20 protein-coding genes are annotated in these 22,101 nt (G+C 66.4%); 3 read left to right on the top strand and 17 right to left on the bottom strand.

Annotated features, from left to right (window positions below; genetic code table 11):
- Positions 1 to 125 precede the first annotated feature (125 nt).
- Positions 126 to 887, bottom strand: a complete 762-nt coding sequence (locus E1956_RS26740; protein ID WP_134754451.1) for a sensor histidine kinase — start codon at positions 885 to 887, stop codon at positions 126 to 128.
- 333 nt (positions 888 to 1,220) lie between these two features.
- Here E1956_RS26740 and E1956_RS26735 point away from each other — a divergent pair, with 333 nt between their 5' ends.
- Positions 1,221 to 1,562 carry an FKBP-type peptidyl-prolyl cis-trans isomerase gene (locus tag E1956_RS26735; RefSeq protein ID WP_028219545.1) on the top strand — a complete coding sequence of 114 codons (342 nt, stop codon included), beginning with the start codon at positions 1,221 to 1,223 and terminating at the stop codon, positions 1,560 to 1,562.
- A 44-nt stretch (positions 1,563 to 1,606) separates the two neighbouring features.
- Positions 1,607 to 2,422 carry an AraC family transcriptional regulator gene (locus tag E1956_RS26730; RefSeq protein WP_134754449.1) on the top strand — a complete coding sequence of 272 codons (816 nt, stop codon included), beginning with the start codon at positions 1,607 to 1,609 and terminating at the stop codon, positions 2,420 to 2,422.
- 36 nt (positions 2,423 to 2,458) lie between these two features.
- On the opposite strand, the gene E1956_RS26725 is transcribed toward E1956_RS26730, so the two are convergent.
- From E1956_RS26725 to asd, 14 genes are all read right to left on the bottom strand, one after another.
- Positions 2,459 to 3,343, bottom strand: a complete 885-nt coding sequence (locus tag E1956_RS26725) for an MOSC domain-containing protein (RefSeq protein WP_134754447.1) — start codon at positions 3,341 to 3,343, stop codon at positions 2,459 to 2,461.
- Between the two features lie 7 nt (positions 3,344 to 3,350).
- The gene (locus E1956_RS26720; protein WP_134754445.1) at positions 3,351 to 4,547 is read right to left on the bottom strand and encodes an O-succinylhomoserine sulfhydrylase; all 1,197 of its coding nucleotides are present in this window, start codon (positions 4,545 to 4,547) and stop codon (positions 3,351 to 3,353) included.
- A gap of 310 nt (positions 4,548 to 4,857) precedes the next feature.
- A complete protein-coding gene (gene purF / locus E1956_RS26715; RefSeq protein ID WP_134754443.1) occupies positions 4,858 to 6,402 on the bottom strand; it encodes an amidophosphoribosyltransferase in 1,545 nt (514 codons plus the stop codon).
- Positions 6,403 to 6,575: 173 nt separating this feature from the next.
- Positions 6,576 to 7,070, bottom strand: a complete 495-nt coding sequence (locus tag E1956_RS26710) for a CvpA family protein (protein WP_028219540.1) — start codon at positions 7,068 to 7,070, stop codon at positions 6,576 to 6,578.
- A gap of 9 nt (positions 7,071 to 7,079) precedes the next feature.
- A complete protein-coding gene (locus E1956_RS26705; protein WP_134754441.1) occupies positions 7,080 to 8,009 on the bottom strand; it encodes an SPOR domain-containing protein in 930 nt (309 codons plus the stop codon).
- A gap of 48 nt (positions 8,010 to 8,057) precedes the next feature.
- On the bottom strand, positions 8,058 to 9,368 hold the full coding sequence (folC, locus tag E1956_RS26700) for a bifunctional tetrahydrofolate synthase/dihydrofolate synthase (RefSeq protein WP_134754439.1): 1,311 nt from the start codon (positions 9,366 to 9,368) through the stop codon (positions 8,058 to 8,060).
- A gap of 238 nt (positions 9,369 to 9,606) precedes the next feature.
- Entirely contained in the window at positions 9,607 to 10,479 is an 873-nt protein-coding gene (gene accD / locus E1956_RS26695) for an acetyl-CoA carboxylase, carboxyltransferase subunit beta (RefSeq protein ID WP_134754437.1), read from the bottom strand.
- 161 nt (positions 10,480 to 10,640) lie between these two features.
- Positions 10,641 to 11,456, bottom strand: a complete 816-nt coding sequence (gene trpA / locus E1956_RS26690) for a tryptophan synthase subunit alpha (RefSeq protein WP_134754435.1) — start codon at positions 11,454 to 11,456, stop codon at positions 10,641 to 10,643.
- A 55-nt stretch (positions 11,457 to 11,511) separates the two neighbouring features.
- A complete protein-coding gene (locus E1956_RS26685; RefSeq protein ID WP_134754433.1) occupies positions 11,512 to 12,441 on the bottom strand; it encodes a DNA-methyltransferase in 930 nt (309 codons plus the stop codon).
- A 21-nt stretch (positions 12,442 to 12,462) separates the two neighbouring features.
- Positions 12,463 to 13,656: a tryptophan synthase subunit beta gene (gene trpB, locus E1956_RS26680; protein WP_134754431.1), complete on the bottom strand. Its 1,194-nt coding sequence runs from the start codon at positions 13,654 to 13,656 to the stop codon at positions 12,463 to 12,465.
- A 59-nt stretch (positions 13,657 to 13,715) separates the two neighbouring features.
- Positions 13,716 to 14,402: a phosphoribosylanthranilate isomerase gene (locus E1956_RS26675; protein WP_134754429.1), complete on the bottom strand. Its 687-nt coding sequence runs from the start codon at positions 14,400 to 14,402 to the stop codon at positions 13,716 to 13,718.
- A gap of 129 nt (positions 14,403 to 14,531) precedes the next feature.
- Positions 14,532 to 15,335, bottom strand: coding sequence for a tRNA pseudouridine(38-40) synthase TruA (gene truA, locus E1956_RS26670; RefSeq protein WP_134754427.1), 804 nt, complete (start codon positions 15,333 to 15,335; stop codon positions 14,532 to 14,534).
- Between the two features lie 15 nt (positions 15,336 to 15,350).
- Positions 15,351 to 17,954 carry a FimV/HubP family polar landmark protein gene (locus tag E1956_RS26665; protein WP_134754424.1) on the bottom strand — a complete coding sequence of 868 codons (2,604 nt, stop codon included), beginning with the start codon at positions 17,952 to 17,954 and terminating at the stop codon, positions 15,351 to 15,353.
- 175 nt (positions 17,955 to 18,129) lie between these two features.
- Complete coding sequence (gene asd, locus E1956_RS26660) at positions 18,130 to 19,251, bottom strand: aspartate-semialdehyde dehydrogenase (RefSeq protein WP_028219531.1); 1,122 nt, start codon at positions 19,249 to 19,251, stop codon at positions 18,130 to 18,132.
- An 89-nt stretch (positions 19,252 to 19,340) separates the two neighbouring features.
- Between asd and E1956_RS46315 the strand changes: the two genes are divergently transcribed.
- Positions 19,341 to 19,601, top strand: coding sequence for a hypothetical protein (locus E1956_RS46315; RefSeq protein ID WP_167760122.1), 261 nt, complete (start codon positions 19,341 to 19,343; stop codon positions 19,599 to 19,601).
- A gap of 32 nt (positions 19,602 to 19,633) precedes the next feature.
- On the opposite strand, the gene leuB is transcribed toward E1956_RS46315, so the two are convergent.
- Both leuB and leuD read right to left on the bottom strand, forming a co-directional pair.
- The gene (gene leuB, locus E1956_RS26655) at positions 19,634 to 20,701 is read right to left on the bottom strand and encodes a 3-isopropylmalate dehydrogenase (RefSeq protein ID WP_134754422.1); all 1,068 of its coding nucleotides are present in this window, start codon (positions 20,699 to 20,701) and stop codon (positions 19,634 to 19,636) included.
- A 733-nt stretch (positions 20,702 to 21,434) separates the two neighbouring features.
- On the bottom strand, positions 21,435 to 22,085 hold the full coding sequence (leuD, locus tag E1956_RS26650) for a 3-isopropylmalate dehydratase small subunit (protein WP_134754420.1): 651 nt from the start codon (positions 22,083 to 22,085) through the stop codon (positions 21,435 to 21,437).
- Positions 22,086 to 22,101: the final 16 nt, after the last annotated feature.

The following is a 22,101-nucleotide window of genomic DNA, read 5'->3' as shown; positions in this document are numbered from 1 at the left end:
GAGAGGGGGCTCCGGAGAAAACGAAGCCCTCAGTATAAGGGTGAAAGAATCTCGTAAGACGCGGATGGGCTGGACAGGTTGCCATCCGGCAGGGGCTGCGCGCGTTGCGCGCGCGGAGCGGTCACTCAGGTCCCGCTGATCGGCACGCTCAGCGTGAGTGAAGCGGCCTCGCCCTCCACGAGCGGCCGCGCCTCGAAGCGCCCGCCGTGCGCCTCGGCCACGCGCTGGCACAACGCCAGCACCCACGCGCAGCGACCCGCCTCCTGCTGCTCGCACGCCTGTGCGCGGGCGAACGATTCGAGCAGGTGCGGCAGTGCCGCGTCGGTGAGCGCTTCGCGGCTCGCCTGCCAATTCACGTCGAATTGGGCGGCCGTGGCCGTGGTGCTCACGTCGAGCGAGACCGCCGCGCCCGCTGCGCTCGCCTCCGTCGCGAACGTCAGCATGAGCCAGAGCGCCTGCCCGATGCGCTCGCGCGCGGCGTCGAGCGTCGCGCCGGTGGGCGTGCCCTGCACGCCGACGCTCACGCCGCGCGTGTCGGCGAGCGCGCGGCGCGCCTCGTCCACGGTCTCGTCGATGAGCGCATCGAGCGCGAACGGCGCGCGCTCGATCTGCAGCTTGCGCGTCTCGGCGCGCGTCGTATCGACGAGCGTTTCGAGCAGATGCACCTGCTGCTCGACGCCGGTGCGGATGCCCGCGAGCGCGCGCTGCGCGGCGGCGTCGGCACTGTCGATCTTGCGCTCGAGCACGTAGGCCCAGCTATGGATCGCGTTCAGCGGGCTGCGCAAGTCGTGCGAGACGCGCGAGAGCACGTGGTCGCGCATGAACAGCGCGGCTTCGGCACACAGGCGCGCTGTGCGTTCGCTTGGGGTGGGTGATGTGGACGCCATCGAATTCCTCTTGTTTCTCCCGCCTCGGGCGGGTCGGCCCCATTTTATAGGCAGCGGCGCGAATAGCGGCGACGTTGCGGCGGTAGAAAACGCGCCGCGCGCCCGTTCGCCCCGGCTCGCACCACCGGACTCCGATGCGCGCGCATACGCCGTGCCCGCGCGGTGCCGGGGCAATGCGCGCACACCGCGGGCACAAGGCCAACACCAGGCCAACACCAGGCATGCTCACTTCGGGACGCCGTACCGGCAGCAACGCACACGGCCCGCGCGCCTCGCGCGGCCTGCAAAGCGCCTACAATAGCGCTTTTCCCCTTTCCGATTCAGGAGTGTTCCATGTCTATCGTGACCACCGCATCCGGCCTCAAGTACGAGGACCTGACCGAAGGCACCGGCGCCGAGGCGAAGGCTGGCCAGACCGTCAGCGTGCACTACACCGGCTGGCTGACGGACGGCCAGAAGTTCGATTCGAGCAAGGACCGCAACGACCCGTTCGCCTTCGTGCTGGGCGGCGGCATGGTCATCAAGGGCTGGGACGAAGGCGTGCAGGGCATGAAGGTCGGCGGCGTGCGCAAGCTCACGATCCCGCCGCAACTCGGCTACGGCGTGCGCGGCGCGGGCGGCGTGATTCCGCCGAACGCCACGCTCGTGTTCGAAGTGGAACTGCTCGACGTCTGAGCGTCGCTGCGTCGCGCTGCTTCGTCTCGCAGGCATCGTTCGCCATGAATTCCCCGCACGCCACGTCCGTCAACGCGCCCGGCGTCGCCTTGCGCTGCTATGGCGCAATCGAGGAAACCGATCTGCACGACTTTCACCAGATCGTGCTCGGGCTCGACGGCGAGATGGTGATGACGGTGGACGGTGTCGGCGAGCGCATCGACCAGCATTCGGCCTGGCTGATCCCGGCCGGCGCGCGGCACGACTATGCGGGCATCGGCGAGAACCGCCAGCTCGTGCTGGACTTGCCCGCCGCCGCGCTCGCGGTGCCCGAGCGGCTCTTCGACTCGGCGCGCGCCGTGCGCATCGACCCTGCGCTCACGCAGCTCGTGCGCGAGATCGCGCAGCGGGCCGCATGGGCCGCGCAATCCGCCAGCGCGAGCGAAAGCCCCGGCTCGATGCACGCGCGGCGCTTTCATTGGGACGCCTCGACACAGCTGTGCGCCGCCGTGCTCGCGCAAGCGGGCCTCGCCGGCAGCGACGCCTTCGAGGCCGCCGCGGGTCTCGACTTCGCCCGCATCGACCGCTGGCTGCGCGCGCATCTGGCGGAGCCGCTGCGCATCGCCGATCTGGCCGCGCATTGCGGCTTCGGCATGCGGCGCTTTCATCAGCTCTTTATCGAGGCGTTCGGCGAGACGCCGCATCGCTATCTGCAGCGCCTGCGCCTCGACACCTCGCTCACGCTGCTTGCGGACCCGCGCCACTCGCTCACGCAGATCGCTCTCGATGTGGGCTTCGGCGACCAGAGCGCGTTCACGCACGCTTTCACACGGCGTTTCGGGCTCGCGCCCGGGCAGTGGCGCGCACTGCCTGCGCACTAGGCAACGCCATCCAGCGCGCGGGCAAGCGCCGCGCGTTCATTCCTCGAAGCGGTATTCCCACTGCGCCTGCGCGCCCACCGCGAGACGCTCGCCCGCGCCCGCCACGACCATCGCGTTCTGCCCGAACGTGAGGCCGCCGTCCACACGCGGATCGGCGCGGAACACCGCGAGCGTGTCGAGCGGCTCGGTGGGCCACTCGCCATCGCGCTCGCCCGTGAGCTGATCGATCGTCGTGATCGGGCAGCGCGCGCAAGGCTTCGCGAAACGCAGCACCACCTCCTGCGAACCCGCTTCGCCCGCAATCGAGAGCGAGTCGATGAAGTCTTCGTCGAACGCATCCGGGCCGTCGACGACGATGTTCGGACGAAAGCGGCTCATCGGCACCGGCGGCGCGCCCTTCGCCACGAGGCGCGCGTTCAGGTCCGCCAGCGAAGACTCGCTCGTGACGAGCAGCGGAAAGCCATCGGCGAATTGCGTGGGCACGTCCTCGTCGTTCGTCCACGTCTTGCTCGCGAGACGCGTGACATCCTGCGCGAAACGCACGAGACGCACCGGCGCGCCGAGCGCCCGAGAAAACCACTGCGCGGCTTGATCGCCTTCGTCGAGCGCTTCGAACGTGTCGTTCCACACCGTGGCCTGCACGCGGGCTTCGTGGCCGCGCGGCGTGAACGGCAAACGCAGCGGCGAATCGACCGGCGCGTCGGGACCCGTCATCGTGAGGCGCACGCCGCCCTCGACGAACGCAGGCACGATGCGCGCCATCGCCGCGATCTCGCGCTGCGAAACAAAGCGGCCCGATGCGTCGACCACCATCCAGTGGCGGTCCCATTGCAGTCCTTTCACATCGAGTTGCGCGCGATCGAGCGCGACGGCGCCGCAGGACTTCACCGGATAAACGAACAATGCGCGAATGATGGCCATGGCAACCTCACTGCGCCGCATCGAGACCGCGCGCGAGATCGGCGCGCACGTCACTCGGATCTTCAAGGCCCACCGCAAGGCGGATCAGCCCTTCGGTGATGCCCGCCGCCGCGCGCGCCTCGGGCGTGACGCGGCCATGCGTCGTCGTGGCCGGATGCGTGATGGTCGTGCGCGTGTCGCCGAGATTGCCGGTGATCGAGCACACCTTCGTGCCGTCGATCACGCGCCAGGCGTTCGCGCGCTGCGCTTCGGGCGTGTCGCCCTTGAGCTCGAACGAGACGATCGCGCCGCCCGACTTCTGCTGGCGCATCGCGAGCGCGTGCTGCGGATGCGATTCGAGCCCCGGATAGAAGACGCGCTTCACCGCGGGATGCGCTTCGAGCCAGCGCGCGATTTCGAGCGCGTTGGCCGACTGCTTCTCCACGCGCAGCGAAAGCGTCTCCATGCCCTTGAGCAGCACCCAGGCATTGAACGCGGAGAGCGTCGGGCCCGCGCTGCGCACGAACGGGAACACCTTCTCCATGATGAACTGCTTCGAGCCCACGAGCGCGCCGCCCAGCACGCGGCCCTGGCCGTCGAGGAACTTGGTGGCCGAGTGCATCACCACGTCGGCGCCGAACTTGAGCGGCTGCTGCAGCGCCGGGCTGCAGAAACAGTTGTCGACGACGAACAGCGCGCCCGCCGCCTTCGCGATCTTGCTCACCGCCTCGATGTCGGCCACTTCGGTGAGCGGGTTCGACGGCGTCTCGAGGAAGAACAGCTTCGTCTCGGGGCGCACGGCGTTCTTCCACGCGTCGAGATCGTTCGGATCGACGAAGGTGGTCGTGATGCCGAACCTCGGGAAGATCTGCGAGAACATGCCGAGCGTCGAGCCGAAGAGGCTCTGCGAGCTGACGATATGGTCGCCGGCCTGCAGCGCGGCCATCACCACCGACATGATCGCGGCCATGCCCGAGGCCGTGGCCATGCACGCCTCGCCGCCTTCGAGCGCCGCAAGCCGGTCCTGGAACATGGTGACGGTCGGGTTCGTGAAACGCGCGTACGTGTAGCCCGTTTCCGAATTCTTGAAACGCTCGGCCGCTTCGGCGGCGCTGCCGAAACAGAAGCTCGACGTGAGGTAGAGCGCTTCCGAATGCTCGTTGAACTCGCTGCGCAGCGTGCCCGAGCGGACCGCCAGCGTGTCGAAGTTGAGGTTCTCGTCCATGTTCGTGTTTTCCGTTTTCTGAGCCGTCATGCCTGGGCCGCGAAGTACGCGCACATGAGCGCACGCAAGCGCACATACCAGCGCATACGCGCGGCGCACAGGCGCAAAAAAGCCCGCTTTGCGTCGGCAGAAGCGGGCTCTCTGAAAATGCATGGAATGCGGGGCGTTGCAGCCAATGAGCGGCGGCCGGGCATGCACCGTTCGCTTTAGCTGTTTTGGGTTGCCCCGCGTCCGCAAGCTGAGATCAAATCGACGCAAGCCCCCATGCTAGCACGGGAAGCACGCAACGCACGCGCTCCCCGCCTGGCTCTTACTCCACCGAGAGCTGCAAATGCAGCTGCGAGCGCGTGCCGCCGTCCATCGCATCGCTCGCGGCGTCGCGGTCCGACTGCGCCTGGGGCGCGAGACGCGCCAGCTCGATGTTGTCGAGGTACGCGCTCGTGATGTCGCCGGTGATGTAGTCGCCGTCGAAGCACGAAGCCTCGAACCCGGTGAGCTCCGGATTGATGTCGCGCACCGCCTGCTTGAGCGCTTCCACGTCCTGATACACGAGGTGATCCGCGCCGATGATGCGCGCCACTTCCTCGTCCGTGCGGCCATGCGCGACGAGCTCGCCGCGCGTGGGCATGTCGATGCCGTAGACGTTCGGGTACTTCACGGGCGGCGCCGCCGAAGCGAAGATCACGTTGGTCGCGCCGGCATCGCGCGCCATCTGCACGATTTCCTGCGAGGTGGTGCCGCGCACGATCGAGTCGTCGATGATCAGGACGTTCTTGCCCTTGAACTCGATGCCCATCGCGTTGAGCTTCTGGCGCACCGACTTCTTGCGCATGGCCTGGCCCGGCATGATGAAGGTGCGGCCCACGTAGCGGTTCTTGAAGAAGCCCTCGCGGTATTCCACGCCGAGCTTCTTCGCGACCTGCATCGCGGCGGGGCGCGACGAGTCGGGGATCGGCATCACGACGTCGATCTTCACGTCGGGCAGCTCGCGCCGGATCTTCTCCGCGAGGTAGTCGCCCATGCGCAGACGCACGTTGTACACGGGCACGCCGTCGAGCACCGAGTCCGGACGCGCGAGATAGACGAGCTCGAAAATGCAGGGGTTGAGCTTCGGCGCCGTGGCGCATTGCTGCGCGTAGAAGTTGCCCTCGGAGTCGATGAACACCGCCTCGCCCGGCTGCACGTCGCGCACGAACTCGAAGCCGATGCCTTCGAGCGCCACCGATTCGGAGGCCACCATCCACTCGGTGCCTTCCGGCGTTTCCATCTTGCCGATGCACAGCGGGCGGATGCCGAACGGATCGCGGAACGCGAGCAGGCCGTAGCCGGAGATCAGCGAGACGATGGCGTACGAGCCGCGCAGGCGGCGGTGCACGCCCGAGACCGCCTTGAAGAGCGCTGCCGGATCGAGTTCGAGGCCCGAGCTCGCAAGCTGCACTTCGTGCGCGAGCACGTTGAGCAGCACTTCGGTGTCGGAATGGGTGTTGATGTGGCGGCGGTCCACACGGAACATCTCTTCCTTGAGCTGTTGCCAGTTCGTGAGATTGCCGTTGTGCGCGAGGACGATGCCGAACGGCGCGTTCACGTAGAACGGCTGGGCCTCTTCTTCGCTCGACGCCGAGCCGGCCGTCGGGTAGCGCACCTGGCCGATGCCGCTGGTGCCGGGCAGGCTACGCATGTTGCGCGTGCGGAACACGTCGCGCACCATGCCGTTGGCCTTGTGCATGTGGAACGTGCTGCCGTTCGCGGTGGCAATGCCGGCCGCGTCCTGACCACGGTGCTGCAGGAGCAGCAGCGCGTCATAGAGGAGCTGATTGACGGGAGAGCGGGAAACTACACCTACGATGCCGCACATGGCAGGTCCTTCAAAAAAGCGAAATCAGCAGTGACGGTGCGCTCGCGACGGCCAGCCGGGCCGGCGGAATGCGCCGCATGATCGGGGAGTACCGAGGACCTGTTCACGCCAATAACAGGCCCTATGCAGTACCGCCGGTCGGCTGCGCCTCACGTCACGCGATCAGCTTCTGATCAGACGTGAACGTAGGCCGCGAGCGTCTCGGGCAAAAACGGTTTCAGTTCGAGCACGCCCTGCACGGCATACGGCCGCAGCAGCGCCTTGCGCCAGAAGTCCTGCTGGGGCAGCTCGGTCAGTCCCGCGAGGACGACGAGAATCAGCACCAGCACGACGCCTCGCACGAGGCCGAACATCATGCCGAGCGAGCGGTCCACACCGGACAAGCCGCTCACCTGCACCAGCCGGCCGAGCAGCGCGTTCGCCACCCCGGCCACGAGCACCACGCCAATCACGATCAGCGCGAAGGCGATCAGCCACTGGGTCAGCGCCCCGCCCGGCCAGTTCGCCGGGATGAAGGGCACCACGCGATCCACGTAGCGGCACGCCACGATGAGCGCCGCGATCCAGCCAATCAGCCCGAAAATTTCGCCGATGAACCCGCGCCACGCCCCGCGCAGCGCGGACAAACCGATCACCGCCATTACAGCGTAGTCGAATGCCGTGAACATCGGCGGCCCTTATTGGGCGTTCGCGTTCGAGCCGGCCGTCAGGCCCGCGCCGCGCACCTTCGCAATCGCCTCCGTGGCCGCCGCGCGGTCCGCGAACGGACCCGCGCGCAGCAGCGTGTGCGTCGTGCCGTCGGCATCCTTGCGTTGCTCGGTATATGCGGGTACACCCGCGGCTTTCAACTTCGCGACCCATTTATTCGCAGCGGCGTCGCTGTTGAACGCGCCCAGCTGCACGGCGAAGCGCGCGCCCGGCGGCGCGGCGGGCGCGGCGGAGTCGTCATCGGTGTTGGCGCTGGCCGTCGTGGTGTCGGCCGGCTTGCCGCGCGACGCGACCGCCGTGGTCGGCGCGGCCGGCTTCGCGGCCGTGCTGCGCGACGTCTGCGCGGCCTGGGTCGATTGATTCGCTTGAGCTTGTGTTTGAGCGGCCGGCGCGGCGTTGGCTGGCGCCGCCGGTTTGGGTTGTGCCGCTTGCGTCGATTGCGCCGCCTGAGTCGATTGCGCGGTCTGCGCCGGCGCGGCGCCCGAGGCCGCCGCTGCGAGACCAGAAGCCCCCATTGCGGCGTCAGTCGCGGCTGGATTGTCCGGGGCGACGCCCGCCTGGGTGTCCTCGTCGCTGCGCGCGGCGCTCTTCGGCGCCGGGCGGCTCGGAATATCGATGGAGATGTCGTCGGTGACGGGTTTGGGATGCGAGTCGAGCACCATCGGCAGGATCACGATGGCGGCCAGCACCAGCGCAATCGCGCCGACGAGTCGCCGGCGCGCGCGCTGCTTTTCCGGCAAGGTGGGATCGAGCAGCATCGCCTCGGCGTCGCCGGAGCGCGACGGCCGGCGGCTGCGACGCTCCACGCGCGTGTTCTGACTGCTCCGGCGGCGGGAGCCGGCTTCGGCGTCGCGTCGGCTGGGCGCGTCGTCTTTCTTGCCGAACGAGAAAATTCCCATGTATGGCTGCTTTTGGCCTGTGCGTAGCGGCTGTTGAGGACCGCGCGATCAGTGCTGCTGCGACTTTCGCCAGGCCATCACGCCGGCAACCGTCAAAAAACTTCCGAAAACGATAATTCTATCATTTTCAGTCGCCCGTTTTAGCGCATCTTGAAACGCCGCGGCGGGCGTTTCATGACGCGTAACGCTGCTGTCGGGGCCGTCTTCGACGCCCGAGTCGCGCAGCACTTCTTCAAGCTGTTGCGCCGAAGCCGCACGCGGCAACGGCAGGTCGGTCACGCACCAGTGGTCGATCTCGCCCTTCAGGTGCGCGATCACGCCCGCGATGTCCTTGTCGCGCATGGCGCCAAACACCGCGTACGTGTACGGAAAATACCCCATGCTGGAGAGATTTTGCCCGAGCACGGCCGCGGCGTGCGGATTGTGGCCCACGTCGAGGATGATTTGCGGCTTGCCCGGCAACACCTGGAAGCGGCCCGGCAACTCCACATTGGCAAGGCCGAGGCGAATATCCTGCGCCGACACCGGCAGGCGATCGCGCATCGATTCGAGCGCGGCGAGCGCCGCCGAGGTATTGATCAGCTGATTCGCGCCGCGCAGCGCCGGATACGCAAGCGCCGAACGGCGCTGCGAGCGGCCCACGTAATTCCATTGCTGGCGCTCGCTGCCGGCCTGGCCTTCATAGCGGAAATCGCGGCCGAAGAGCCACAGATCGGCGCCGATGGCCTGCGCATGGTCGATGAGCGACTGCGGCGGCAGCGGGTCCGCGCAGATCGCCGGCCTGCCGGCGCGGAAGATGCCAGCCTTTTCGAAGGCGATCTTCTCGCGCGTGTCGCCGAGATACTCGGTGTGGTCGAGGTCGATGCTCGTGATGACCGCGCAGTCGGTGTCGAGCACGTTCACGGCATCGAGGCGGCCACCGAGACCGACTTCGAAGATCACGGCGTCGAGCCCGCGCGAGGCGAACAGATGCATGATCGCGAGCGTGGTGAACTCGAAATAGGTGAGCGAGACGGGCTTGTCGAACGCGTTGCGCGCGGCTTCCACGGCCTCGAAGTGCGGCAGCAGGTCGGCGTCGCTCGCTTCTGCGCCGTCGATGCGCGCACGCTCATTGAACGACAGCAGGTGCGGCGAGGTATGACAGCCGACGTGATAGCCCGCCTTCAGCAGGATGGTTTCGAGAATCGCGCAGGTGGAGCCCTTCCCGTTCGTGCCGCCGACCGTGAACATCGGGCATTCGAACTTCAGGTTCAGCGCCTCCTTGACCTTGCGGATGCGATCGAGACCCATGTCGATGCCGACCGGATGCGCAGTTTCGAGATGCGTGAGCCACGCGTCGAGGGTAGGAAAAGTACTCATCGGGACGATTCAGGAAATCCGTGCACTGCGTGCGTTCGTGCAATGGCGCGTGGGTTCGGCGCGCCGTTCACGCGCGCGAGCCGCTGCGAAAAAACGGCATTATCGCGGAAATGACAACGCGCCGCTTGCTTTCGCTTGCGGCGCGTGTGACAGGGCGCGGAAGCTGCGAGTTCCGCACGTTTGCAATTATCTTTGCTGCCTCGCCTTTACGGCGACACTAACGGCTGCTTGGGGGGACTCAGGCCACCGCGTCGGCGGGCTGACGCTGCAGCAACGCCATCAATTGGGCGATTTCTTCGCGCATCTTGCGGCGGTCGATGATCATGTCGATGGCGCCCTTCTGCAGCAGGAATTCCGAGCGCTGGAAGCCTTCGGGCAGCTTCTCGCGCACCGTCTGCTCGATCACGCGCGGGCCAGCGAAGCCGATCAGCGCCTTCGGTTCCGCGATCACGACGTCGCCGAGGAACGCGAAGCTCGCCGAGACGCCGCCCATCGTGGGGTCGGTCAGCACGGAGATGAACGGCAGCTTGGCGTCCGAGAGCTTCGTGAGCATGGCCGTGGTCTTGGCCATCTGCATGAGCGAGAGCAGGCTTTCCTGCATGCGCGCGCCACCGGAAGCCGTGAAGCAGATGAACGGCACTTGCTGCTCGAGCGCGTTCTGCGCGCCGCGTGCGAAGCGCTCGCCCACCACCGAGCCCATCGAGCCGCCCATGAACGAGAACTCGAAGCAGGCGACCACGCACGGCAGCGTGTGGATCGCGCCGCCCATGACGACCATGGCGTCGGTTTCGCCGGTGTCGTCCATCGCTTCCTTGATGCGGTCGGGGTACTTGCGGCTGTCCTTGAACTTCAGCGCGTCGACCGGCACGATTTCCTGGCCGATTTCATAGCGGCCTTCCGGATCGAGCAGACCGTCGAGGCGCTCACGCGCGTTGATGCGCATGTGGTGATCGCACTTCGGGCAGACGTGCAGATTGGCCTCCACGTCGTTGCGGTACAGGACCGCTTCGCACGACGGGCACTTGATCCACAGACCTTCCGGAATGCTCTTGCGGCTTTTCGGATCGGTTTGCTTGATCTTGGGCGGCAGCAGTTTATCGAGCCAGCTCATGAATATGGATTCCTTGTTCGTGATGCGCGGGCGCGGCAGACGGTCGTTGCTTGTCGGCCTGCAATGGCAGCAGGCCCGACGGCGACGTCATTCGATCGGGTCTCGATAGACCGGGTTCCGACCCCGACCGCGCATGGCGAAAAAGCGATTTTACAGCAGTCTCATTTCGCGTTGGCCGATACTGCATCGAGCGCGGTCCGAATGTCGCTCACGAATTGCGTGAGCGCCTCGGCGGCGGTCTCAGCCGGCGCCTGCTCGAGCAGTTGCACGATACGGCTGCCGATCACCACGGCGTCGGACACCTGGGCCACCGCGGCCGCGGTTTGCGCGTCGCGAATGCCGAAACCGACGCCGACCGGCAACGGCACGCGCGCCTTGATCGCCGGGATTTTACTCGCGATGCTCGCGACGTCGAGGTTCGCGGCGCCCGTCACGCCCTTGAGCGAGACGTAGTAGACATAGCCGCTCGCAACGCGGCCCACTTCGGCGATGCGCTCGTCGGTGGAGGTGGGCGCGAGCAGAAAGATCGGGTCGATGTCGGCGGCCTTCATCTTCGCGGCGAACTCCACCGACTCCTCGGGCGGATAGTCGACCACCAGCACGCCATCCACGCCCGCGGCCTTCGCGGCGGTGGCGAACGCGTCGGCGCCCATGCGCTCGATCGGGTTCGCGTAGCCCATCAGCACGACGGGCGTCTGGTTGTCGGTTTCGCGGAAACGCTTGACGTCGGCGAGCACGCTCTTGAGCGTCACGCCCTTCTCGAGCGCGCGCTCGGAGGATTGCTGGATCACCGGGCCGTCGGCCATCGGGTCCGAGAACGGCACGCCGAGTTCGATCACGTCGGCGCCGCCGGCGGCGAGCGCATGCATGAATTCGACCGTGCGCGCCGGATCGGGGTCGCCGGCGGTCATGAACGGGATCAGGCCTTTCTTGTTGGCGGCGGCGAGCGCCTCGAACGTGGTTTTGATGCGGGACATAACTAGGGTCCTCAGATTCGGTCGTTACCGCGCGGCGCGAGCCGGCGGCGGCGCGTCAGGCGTCCGCCGCATCGATGGCGGCCGCGGCAGCGGGCGCGGTGGCCGTCATGGCGGCCGCGCTCACGCGTTCGCGCGCGATCGCGCAGTAACTTTCGTTAATTTCATAGCCGACGAATTCGCGTCTGTGGCGTGCGCAAGCGACTGCCGTGGTGCCGCTGCCCATGAACGGGTCCAGCACGCGGCCGCCCGGCGGGCAGCTCGCGAGCACCATGCGCTCGACGATCTCAAGCGGCTTCTGGGTGGGATGATCCACGCGCTCGGCGTGCTGCCGGTGCAGCCGCGAGACGGACCAGACGTCCTTGGGGTTGTAGCCGAGCTCGAGCCACTTGCTGCCTTCGAACAACTTGCGCGAACGCGCCTTCTTCGTGACGGCATCGTACGGGATGCGGACGGGATCGAGATCGAAGTAATAATCCTTCGAAACCGCGAAGAAACCGATGTTGTCGTGCACCGAAGTGAAGCGGCGGGTCGTGCCGCCCATGCTGGGTACGCGGCGATCCCAGACGATCTCGTTAATCATCGTCATTTTCGACTTCAGATAAACGAAGATCTCGGGCGCGTACTGCCAGGTGCAGAACACATAGAGCGAGCCGCTCGCCTTGAGCTTCGGAATCGCCAGGTCGAGCCACTCGTACGTCCAGGCGAGGAAATCCTCGCCCGAGCGCATGTCGGAGTCGTTGCCGTAGTCCTTGCCGAGCCCATAAGGCGGATCGGCGACGATCAAATCGATCGAGGCATCGGGCAGGTTCGCCGCATCGGTCAGAAAATCGCGGTTCAGGAGCCGGATGCCATCGGGCACGGCAGGCACTGCCGGCACCGGGGGCACCTCGGCTGGCGCTTCGGCGGCCGCTACGGAAGCGGTCGCCTCGGCACCGGCCTCGCCCACGGGCGCCGGCATCTGCGGCTCGTCGAACTCGTCACGCATCGCTTGTGTCGCTCCGGGAGCTCAGAACTGGATGCCCGATCGCTCGGCGACCGTGTGCATGTCCTTGTCGCCGCGGCCCGACAGGTTCACCAGCAGAACCTTGTCCTTGGGCAGCGTGGGCGCGAGCTTCGCCGCGTACGCGAGCGCGTGGCTCGATTCGAGCGCCGGAATGATGCCTTCGATGCGGCAGCAGTCGTGGAACGCCTTGAGCGCTTCCTCGTCGTCGATGGTCACGTACTGCGCGCGGCCGCTGTCCTTGAGCCACGCATGCTCGGGACCGACGCCCGGATAGTCGAGGCCCGCCGAGACCGAGTGCGTCTCGATGATCTGGCCGTTCTCGTCCTGCAGCAGATAGGTGCGGTTACCATGCAGCACGCCCGGCGTGCCGGCTGCGAGCGAGGCCGCGTGACGGCCCGTCTCCATGCCGTCGCCGGCAGGCTCGACGCCGATCAACTGCACCGAACTATCCTCGATATACGGGTAAAAGATGCCCATCGCGTTCGAACCGCCGCCCACGCACGCGATCACGGCGTCGGGCTGGCGACCCGTCATTTCCGGCATCTGCACGCGGCATTCGTCGCCGATCACGCGCTGGAAGTCGCGCACCATCATCGGATACGGGTGCGGGCCCGCGACGGTGCCGATGATGTAGAAGGTGTTTTCGACGTTGGTGACCCAGTCGCGCATAGCTTCGTTGAGCGCGTCCTTGAGCGTGCGCGAGCCCGATTCGACCGGAACCACAGTCGCGCCCAGCAGCTTCATGCGGTAGACGTTGGCAGCCTGGCGGCGCACGTCCTCGGCGCCCATGTAGACGACGCACTCCATGCCGAAGCGCGCCGCGATGGTCGCGGTGGCCACGCCGTGCTGGCCCGCGCCGGTTTCCGCGATCACGCGCGGCTTGCCCATGCGCTTGGCGAGCAACGCCTGGCCGATCACGTTGTTCACCTTGTGCGCGCCGGTGTGGTTCAGGTCTTCGCGCTTCAGATAGACCTGCGCGCCGCCCAGCAGCTCGCTCCAGCGCTGCGCGTGATAAATCGGCGACGGACGGCCGACAAAATGCTTCAACTCGCGCTCATATTCGGCGCGGAAGTCGGGATCGTCCTTGAATTTCGCGTAGGCGTCGCGCAGTTCGTCGATCGCCTGCATGAGGGTTTCGGCAGCGAACACGCCGCCATAAGGGCCGAAATGGCCACGTTCATCGGGCAAATTGTACATAAGTCACTCGCTGAGGCCAGAACCCCTTGCGTTGCGCAAAGGCTGGCTGGCCCAAGAAATTATCCCGCGTCCGCTTCGCGCACTGCGCGCACGAACGCCGCCATGCGGGCGTGATCTTTCACGCCCTTGGTGCCCGGCACCTCGATGCCACTGGAGACATCGACGGCGAACGGACGCACCTGGCGAATCGCATCACTGACGTTTTGCGCGTTCAAGCCACCACTCAAAACGGCCCGACGCGCGAGCCCTGCGGGGATAAGTGACCAATCGAAGACCTTCCCGCCGCCGCCGTAGCCTTCCACATGGGTGTCGAAAAGCAGGCCGCTGGCTGATGAATAACGATTTGCCGATTCTATCAAATCGGCCTCGCGAGTATCGGCCGCCACCCGCAATGCGCGCAACCAGGGCAAACCGGCAACCGAGGCCAGCGACTCGCACTGCTCGGGGGTTTCGTCGCCGTGGAACTGCAGCAGCGTGAGCGAGACGTTGCTCGCCACCTCGCTGATCCATTGCGGCGTGGCGTTCACGAAGAGGCCCACGACCGAGACGAACGGCGGAATGTCGTGGGTGAGCTCGACGGCCTGGGCCACGCTCACCGAGCGCGAGCTCGGCGGATAGAACACGAGCCCGATGGCATCCGCGCCCAGGTCGATGGCGTGCGCGACCGCCTCGGGCGTCGAAAGCCCGCACAGCTTGATGCGCGTGCGGTGCGTGGCGGCGGTGGCAGGTTGCTCGGCTGGCGTCATGGGTTGAGGCTCGATGGCTTGTCTGGCTGTTTCAGGTTTTGCGCGGCTGTGGCGCGGCACGCTTTTGCACGATTTTCGCGTCAATTTAAGCGCGCTTTCGGGTATTTTCGGAACCGGATGCGGATGAAGCTAGGTTGCGTCGGTCCAGACCGTGCTCCACGGCACGCTCGCCGTATGCGCAGCAGGTACCGCGAACTCGTCAGGATAGCCTACTTGCGCGAGATACAGGCCATCCGGCATGAAGGTCGGCGCGGCCTTCGTGCGGTCGAGCCCGGCCAGCACCTCGGCCATCCACGCGGCCGGATAACGGCCCCGCCCCACCGCCACGAGGGCGCCCATCAGGTTGCGCACCATGTGGTGAAGAAAGGCGTTCGCGCGGAAGCGAAAGTGGATGAAATCGCCAAGCGGCCGGATGTCGATCTGATACAGGTGCTTCACGGGCGTCTTCGACTGGCATTCGGACGAGCGGAACGCCGAAAAATCGTGCTCGCCGATCAGGCAGGCAGCGGCCTCGCGCATCGCGTCGACGTCGAGCGGCGTGTGGATCCAGCCCGCACGGCCCGCCAGCATTGGCGAGCGCACGGCGTTCACGTAGAGCGCGTAATAGTAGGTGCGCTCGAACGCCGAAAAGCGCGCGTGGAACGCCTCAGGCATCGGCTGCGCCCATTGCACGGCCACCGTCGATGGCAGAAACGCGTTGGTGCCGCGCACCCACGAGAACGGCGCGCGGTCGAGATCGGTGTCGAAGTGCACGACCTGGCCGAGGCCGTGCACGCCCGTGTCGGTGCGGCCCGCAACGACCGTGGGCAGTGGCACGGTGGCGAACTCGCGCAGCGCGCGCTCGAGCGCGTCCTGCACCGTCTTGCCGTGCGGTTGCGATTGCCAGCCGCAGAACGCGGCCCCGTCGTACTGGATTCCTAGCGCGATACGCATATGGCGGCGTCGGCGTCAGGACAGCGGCGAGAGCGTCGACAGCAGCGCCTGCGCGTCGGCGCGCGTGGCGTGGTCGTTCGACTCGATCACTTCGTTGATCAGCGCGCGGGCGCCCGACAGGTCGCCGAGCGCGATGTACTCGTGCGCGAGGTCGAGCTTGTTGCGGGCGATGCGCGAGAGCTGATCGGGCGTGAAGACCGGCAGCGGCTCGGCGGAATCGGCCGGTAGATTCAGGTCGAAATCGAGCGTGAGCGCGCCAAAGCGCGGTGCGCCGAGGCCCGCGATCGCGCCTGCGCCCGCGATGCCCGCTTCGATGGCCTCGCCGGCCGGCGGCACGGGCGGCTGGACAAACGGCAGCGATTGACGCGCGATGGTCTCGGGCGTCGCGACCGGCTCCGTCGAGATCGGCATGCCGGGCATGGGCTCGGGCGTTTCGACGCGCGGCGGCAACGGCATGTCGAGGCCGCCGAGAGCGTCGACGGCGGACTTCGGAAACTCCTGCGGGACTTCCAGCTTCGGTACTTCCTGATGGGGCATTTCTACTTTTTGTTCTAGTGGGACAGCGGGTGCTGCAAACGCTTCTGGCGGCGCTTCTGGCGCGGCCTCGTCGCCCGGGATCGCGGGCGCGTGCAGATGCGGCGCTGCTGTCTCAGCAGGCGCCTCAGGTTCGGTCGGCGCCTCGGGCGCCGGGGCCTCGTGGGCGGCGGGCGCGTGCGGATCAGCCGGAGCGCCCGGGATCGTCAGTTCGATCGGGCGTGGTTCGGCATGGGCTGCCTCGTGCTCGGCGTTGGCCTTGGCTTGATCCTGCGCTTCGGCCTGGTCCTGCGCCTTGGTCTGGTCCTGCGCTTCGGCCTGATCCTGCGCTTCGGCCTGATCCTGCGCTTCGGCCTGGTCCTGCGCTTCGGCCTGATCCTGCGCTTCGGCCTGGCGGGCCAGCTCCTCCATTTCGCCCACCGTGCGCAGCCCCGCCAACCCTTCGGGCGGCAATGCGGACGCGCCCAGTTCCGCTGCGGCGGCAAAGCTCGCGGCATCGGTTGCGTCGGCGAGCGATTGCGGCTCGCCGGGCTCGACACCGTGCGGGTGCGTGCCGTGCTCCACACGGTCCGCGCACAGTTCCGCGGGACCGTCCTGCGCCGCGCCGTGCAGCGCCTCGAACCCCGGCGGCGGCAGTGCCTCGCCGCCCAGTTCGGCGGCGGCCGACAGGCTCGCGGCATCCGTGGCGCGGTCGAGCGCGGCGTCGTGGCGCGGCGTCTCGGCTTCTGCCGAGGCCGCCTCGGCGGCCTTGGCGGCGTCCATTGCGGCTGCGGTGGCTGCAACCGCACCGGCCGACAACGGCGCAGCCGGCTGTGCAAGCGATTCGGGCGGAACCGCTGCATCCTCGTACGCCGGCTGGGGCGCGGAAGTTTGCGCGGCGGGCGAGACGGCGGATGAAGGCGGCACGTCCAGCGCCTGCGCATTGGCTGCATCGGCCGCAGGCGCCGGCTTGCGGCGCTTGCGCATGAGCAGGCGCACGATCAGCGCGACGAAAGCCAGCACGAGCGCAGCCAGAACGCCCAACGTCACCGGCGAGACCTCGGGCTGCGCAGCATTTACGCCCAGCGCCGCGCCGCCTGCGGCAGCACCGCCTTGCGCACCCGCCGTCCCGGCCGGAGCGCCGGCTACCGGCGCCTGCTTGCCGATGCCGTGCTGCTGCAACGCCATCAGCACGCGATTCTTGAGTGCAAGCAACTGCTGCAGGCTCGACACCGTGACGGGCGCCGACGCCGCCGCGCCCGGCGTGGCGGACGCACCCGATGCCGCGCCTGCGGCCGGTGCGGCCTGGATGGCGCCGCTCCACGAATGAGCGTCGCTGGCTGATGCGGGCTCCGCGCCTGCATTTGCTGCGGCCGAAGCGCCGGACGCCGCCGCCGCATTCACCGCGCTCGCGCCAGCCTCCATAGACGCCGAGGCACCAGCCGCGCCGCTCGCCGCGGCTGCACCGGCATTCGCAGCCGCACCGCTGCTTGCGCCGACTGCAGCGCTGGCGGAAGCGCCCGCCGTGGTCGCTGCATGGGTGGCGGCACTGGCGCCCGTGGCACCCGAAGCCGAGGCAGCGCCAGGCGCCGCTGCGGGCGCACTCGCCGCAACGGCAGGCGCCACTGCCGAAGCCCCCGCCGCAGGCGCCGAAGCACCGGCTGCGGCGCTGGCCATGTCGGGCGTACCCGGCACGTTCAGCACGGCGCCCACCCGCAGGCGGCTCGGATCGTGCTTCATGAACGCCGCGGGATTCGCTTCGAACAGCGCCTGGCTCGCGCGTGCGAGCACCGTCTTGTCGTGCGACTGCGTGACATCGACGGCCACATCGTGCAGCGACTGCCCCGCACGGACGGTGTACTGGCCGATCACGGGCAGCGCAGCCGCAGCGGCGGAGGCGCCCGACGCGGCAGCGGCAGCCGCCGCGCCGCTCGCCGTTGCTTGAGCTGCTGCAGGCGCCGCGGTTGTTGCCGCCTTGGCGCCGCCTTGCGCGTGCGCCACACCGGCGGTACCGGCCATGGCGGCCATTGCCGCGGCAGAAACGGCAACGGCGATGCGCCGCGCTTTCAAATTCAGGTTGGTAACGGAATCAAATCGAACGATCATCAGATGCCCTGGCACACCGCTCGCGCGGCAGTCGATGAAACGGAAATTCGTTGCGTGCGGGCGCACTGGCCATCGGCCAGTTTCCGGAAATCAACCGGAAATAAAAAAGCGCCGCGACAGGCGCGGCGCTTTTATCACCCTGTCTACGCGTCATCAGGCGCGTAGTTTAATTCATTCACTTGTCGAGCAGAATGCGCAGCATGCGGCGCAGCGGCTCGGCGGCGCCCCACAGCAGCTGGTCGCCGACCGTGAAGGCGGACAGATACTCGCCGCCCATCGCGAGCTTGCGCAGGCGGCCGACCGGCACCGAGAGGGTGCCTGTGACGACTGCCGGCGACAGTTCGCGCATCGAGACTTCGCGCTGGTTCGGCACGACCTTGACCCAGTCGTTGGCCGAGGCGAGGATGCCGTCGATCTCGTCGAGCGGCACGTCCTTCTTGAGCTTGATGGTGAGCGCCTGCGAGTGGCAGCGCATCGCGCCGATGCGCACGCACAGGCCGTCGACCGGAATCGAGCCCGGCTCGCCCATGGCCGGCTTGCCGAGGATCTTGTTGGTTTCGGCGCCGCCCTTCCACTCTTCCTTCGACATGCCGTTGCCGAGGTCCTTGTCGATCCAGGGGATCAGCGAGCCCGCGAGCGGCACGCCGAAATGGGCGGTCGGCATGGCGTCGCTGTTCATGGTGGCGAGCACCTTGCGGTCGATATCGAGAATCGCCGACGACGGGTTTGCCAGATCGGTTGCAACCGCCGCATTGAGCGCGCCCATCTGCGCGAGCAGCTCGCGCATGTTCTGCGCGCCCGCGCCCGAAGCGGCCTGATAGGTCATGGCCGTCATCCAGTCGACGAGGTTCTCGCGGAACAGGCCGCCGAGCGCCATCAGCATCAGGCTGACCGTGCAGTTGCCGCCGATGAAATCCTTCTGGCCCTTGACGAGCGCGTCCTTGATGACGTCGAGGTTGACCGGGTCGAGGATGATGACCGCGTCGTCCTTCATGCGCAGCGCCGAGGCCGCGTCGATCCAGTAGCCGTTCCAGCCTGCCGCGCGCAGCTTCGGATACACCTCGTTGGTGTAGTCGCCGCCCTGGCAGGTGATGATGATGTCGCACTTCTTGAGCTCGTCGACGCTATTGGCGTCCTTGAGCTTCGTCTCGTTTTTGGCGAACGACGGTGCTGCGCCGCCTGCGTTACTGGTGCTGAAAAACACCGGTTCGATCAGGTCGAAATCGCGTTCTTCCTGCATGCGCTGCATCAGCACGCTGCCGACCATGCCGCGCCAACCTACGAGACCTACGTTCATGATTAACCCTTGAAATGGACACTTCCCCGCTTCGCTCGCCCGGCGTGGCCGCGCGGGGAAGATGAGCGGGCACGACGAGCGATCAACGAGTGATGATCGTTTTGGTAATAATCGTTTTCGTGGTGATGGCGAGCGTAATCACACGGGCCGTGCCGTGGATGTTCGAAACAGAAGTGATCTGGGGGATCGTCGCCATCGGGACAATATACACGAAAACCGTAATTTCGCGCGGGGCTTACCCGCACTTTCCGTTATTTGCGACGGGCTTTGGCCGCGCCGCCGCTGCGCGCCTTGCATCCGCGCGCATCTCAAAACATTGCCCGGGACATCTGAAAAAAGGGCACGCCTGAATACTGCTCAGGCGTGCCCTTTTACGACAGCTTTACAGCGCCGCGACCACCGCGTCGCCCATTGCTGCCGTGCCGACCTGCTTGCAGTCCGGGGTGACGATATCGCCGGTGCGATAACCCTGTTCGAGCACCTTCTTCACCGCGTTCTCGATGCGCTCTGCCTGCTCGGCGCGGCCGAGCGAATAGCGCAGCATCATGGCGGCCGAGAGGATGGTCGCGAGCGGATTGGCAATGCCCTTGCCCGCGATGTCCGGTGCCGAACCGTGCGAGGGCTCGTACAGGCCCTTGTTGTTCTTGTCGAGCGAGGCCGAGGGCAGCATGCCGATCGAGCCCGTGAGCATGGCGGCTTCGTCGGAGAGAATGTCGCCGAACATGTTGCCGGTGACGACCACGTCGAATGCCTTGGGCGCCTTCACGAGCTGCATGGCTGCGTTATCGACGTACATGTGCGAGAGCTCGACGTCCGGGTACTCCTTCGAGACATCGATCATGATGTCTTTCCAGAACTGCGAGGTTTCGAGCACGTTGGCCTTGTCGACCGAGGTGAGCTTCTTCTGGCGCTTTTGAGCGGCCTGGAAGGCCACGTGCGCGATGCGGCGCACTTCGGGTTCCGCGTAGCGCATGGTGTCGAAGCCTTCGCGCGCGCCCTTGAAGTTGCCGTCCGGCGCCTCGCGCGTGCCGCGCGGCTGGCCGAAGTAGATGTCGCCGTTGAGTTCGCGCACGATCAGGATGTCGAGGCCCGAGACGATTTCCGGCTTCAACGACGAAGCGCCCGTCAGTTGCGGGTAGCAGATCGCCGGGCGGAAGTTCGCGAACAGCTCCAGGTGCTTGCGCAGGCCCAGGATGGCTTGCTCCGGGCGCAGCGCGCGCTCGAGCTTGTCGTACTTCCAGTCGCCCACGGCGCCGAAGAGGATCGCGTCGGCGGCCTTTGCGAGCGCGAGTGTGGCTTCCGGCAGCGGATGGCCGCTTGCTTCGTAGCCTGCGCCGCCTACGGGCGCTTCTTCCAGCTCGAACTTCTCGCCGAGGGCGTTGAGGACCTTGACGGCTTCCTTGATGATCTCGGGACCGATGCCGTCGCCCGGCAACACTGCAATCTTCATCTCTTGATTCCTCGATAGGGGTTGTGTTGGGTGGGGTGGGGTGCGCTGTGCGCGCCGATGCTCGATTTGGGTTGCTTGGACAGGCTGGCGCCTGGGGTCTTGCGCTCGGGACTTCGGTGCTATTGCTCTTTGGCCTTAACTTGTATTCGCGGCGGGCCGCAGGCGTTGCCCCTGTGCGGGGCGGCGCCTACTTTTCTTTGCAGCCGCAAAGAAAAGTAGGCAAAAGAAAGCGGCTCACACCGCCAGTGTGACGCCGTCCCCCACTGCCCTTATTATCGGAGCGGCTCCGGGGCATCCGTCTCCTCGCACACTCCACCTAAGTGACAAAGGACTCATACTTCCCGCCACGCGCTACGCGCAGGCGGAAGGGTCTGCAAGGAAAACCCAGCGTGCGACCAAGTCATACGCAGGAATCCTACCAATACGCATGCATCCCCCGGGTTTGGGTTGTACCCCACGGCGCGCGTAGCGCCGCCGGATGGATGAGCCCTTAGTCACTCCGCTATACGTCCCGTGATGGCAGACGCTCCGGAGCCACTCCGATATACGGTTAGTGGTCCACTGCGTCACACTGGCGGTTTGAGCGGCTTTCTTTTGCCTACTTTTCTTTGCCGCGGCAAAGAAAAGTAGGTGCCGCCCCGCACAGGGGCAACGCTAGCGGCCCGCCGCGAAAACAAGTTTAAGGCCAAAGCAGCATAGGGCCACCGGCCCCAAAACATCTCAATACAACCGCTTAAATAACGCGGTTCTTCAGCCAGGGCTGACGCGCAAGCCGCTCAGCCTCAAACTGCCGAATCTTGTCGGCATGCCGCAGCGTAAGCCCAATATCATCAAACCCATTCAAGAGGCAATAACGCCGGAACGCGGCCACTTCAAACGGATATTCCCTGGCGCCATCCACGGTCCGCACGACCTGCTTATCCAGATCGACGGTAAGCTGAAAACCGTTAAAAGCATTCGTTTCGTTGAACAGATGATCGACATCCGCCTCGGAAAGCACGATCGGTAGCAGCCCGTTCTTGAAGCAGTTGTTATAAAAAATATCAGCAAAGCTAGGCGCAATGATCGCCCGAAACCCATACTGATCGAGCGCCCAAGGCGCATGCTCGCGCGAGCTACCGCAGCCAAAATTCTTGCGCGTCAGCAGAATCGACGCACCCTGATATCGCGGCTGGTTCAGCACGAAATCTGGATTGAGCGGACGCTTCGAGTTATCCTGCCCCGGCTCGCCATGATCGAGATAACGCCACTCGTCGAACGCATTCGGCCCAAAGCCCGTGCGCTTGATCGACTTGAGAAACTGCTTCGGGATGATCGCGTCGGTATCGACGTTCTCGCGATCGAGCGGCGCCACGAGGCCGGTATGTACGATGAATTTTTCCATGATCGGTGATCCAGTC

Origin of the sequence: Paraburkholderia pallida, from assembly GCF_004524855.1 — a bacterium.
Classification (GTDB): Bacteria; Pseudomonadota; Gammaproteobacteria; order Burkholderiales; family Burkholderiaceae; genus Paraburkholderia; species Paraburkholderia oxyphila.
The sequence above is the reverse complement of the archived record's forward strand: the minus strand, read 5'-3'. Positions and strand labels throughout refer to the sequence as shown.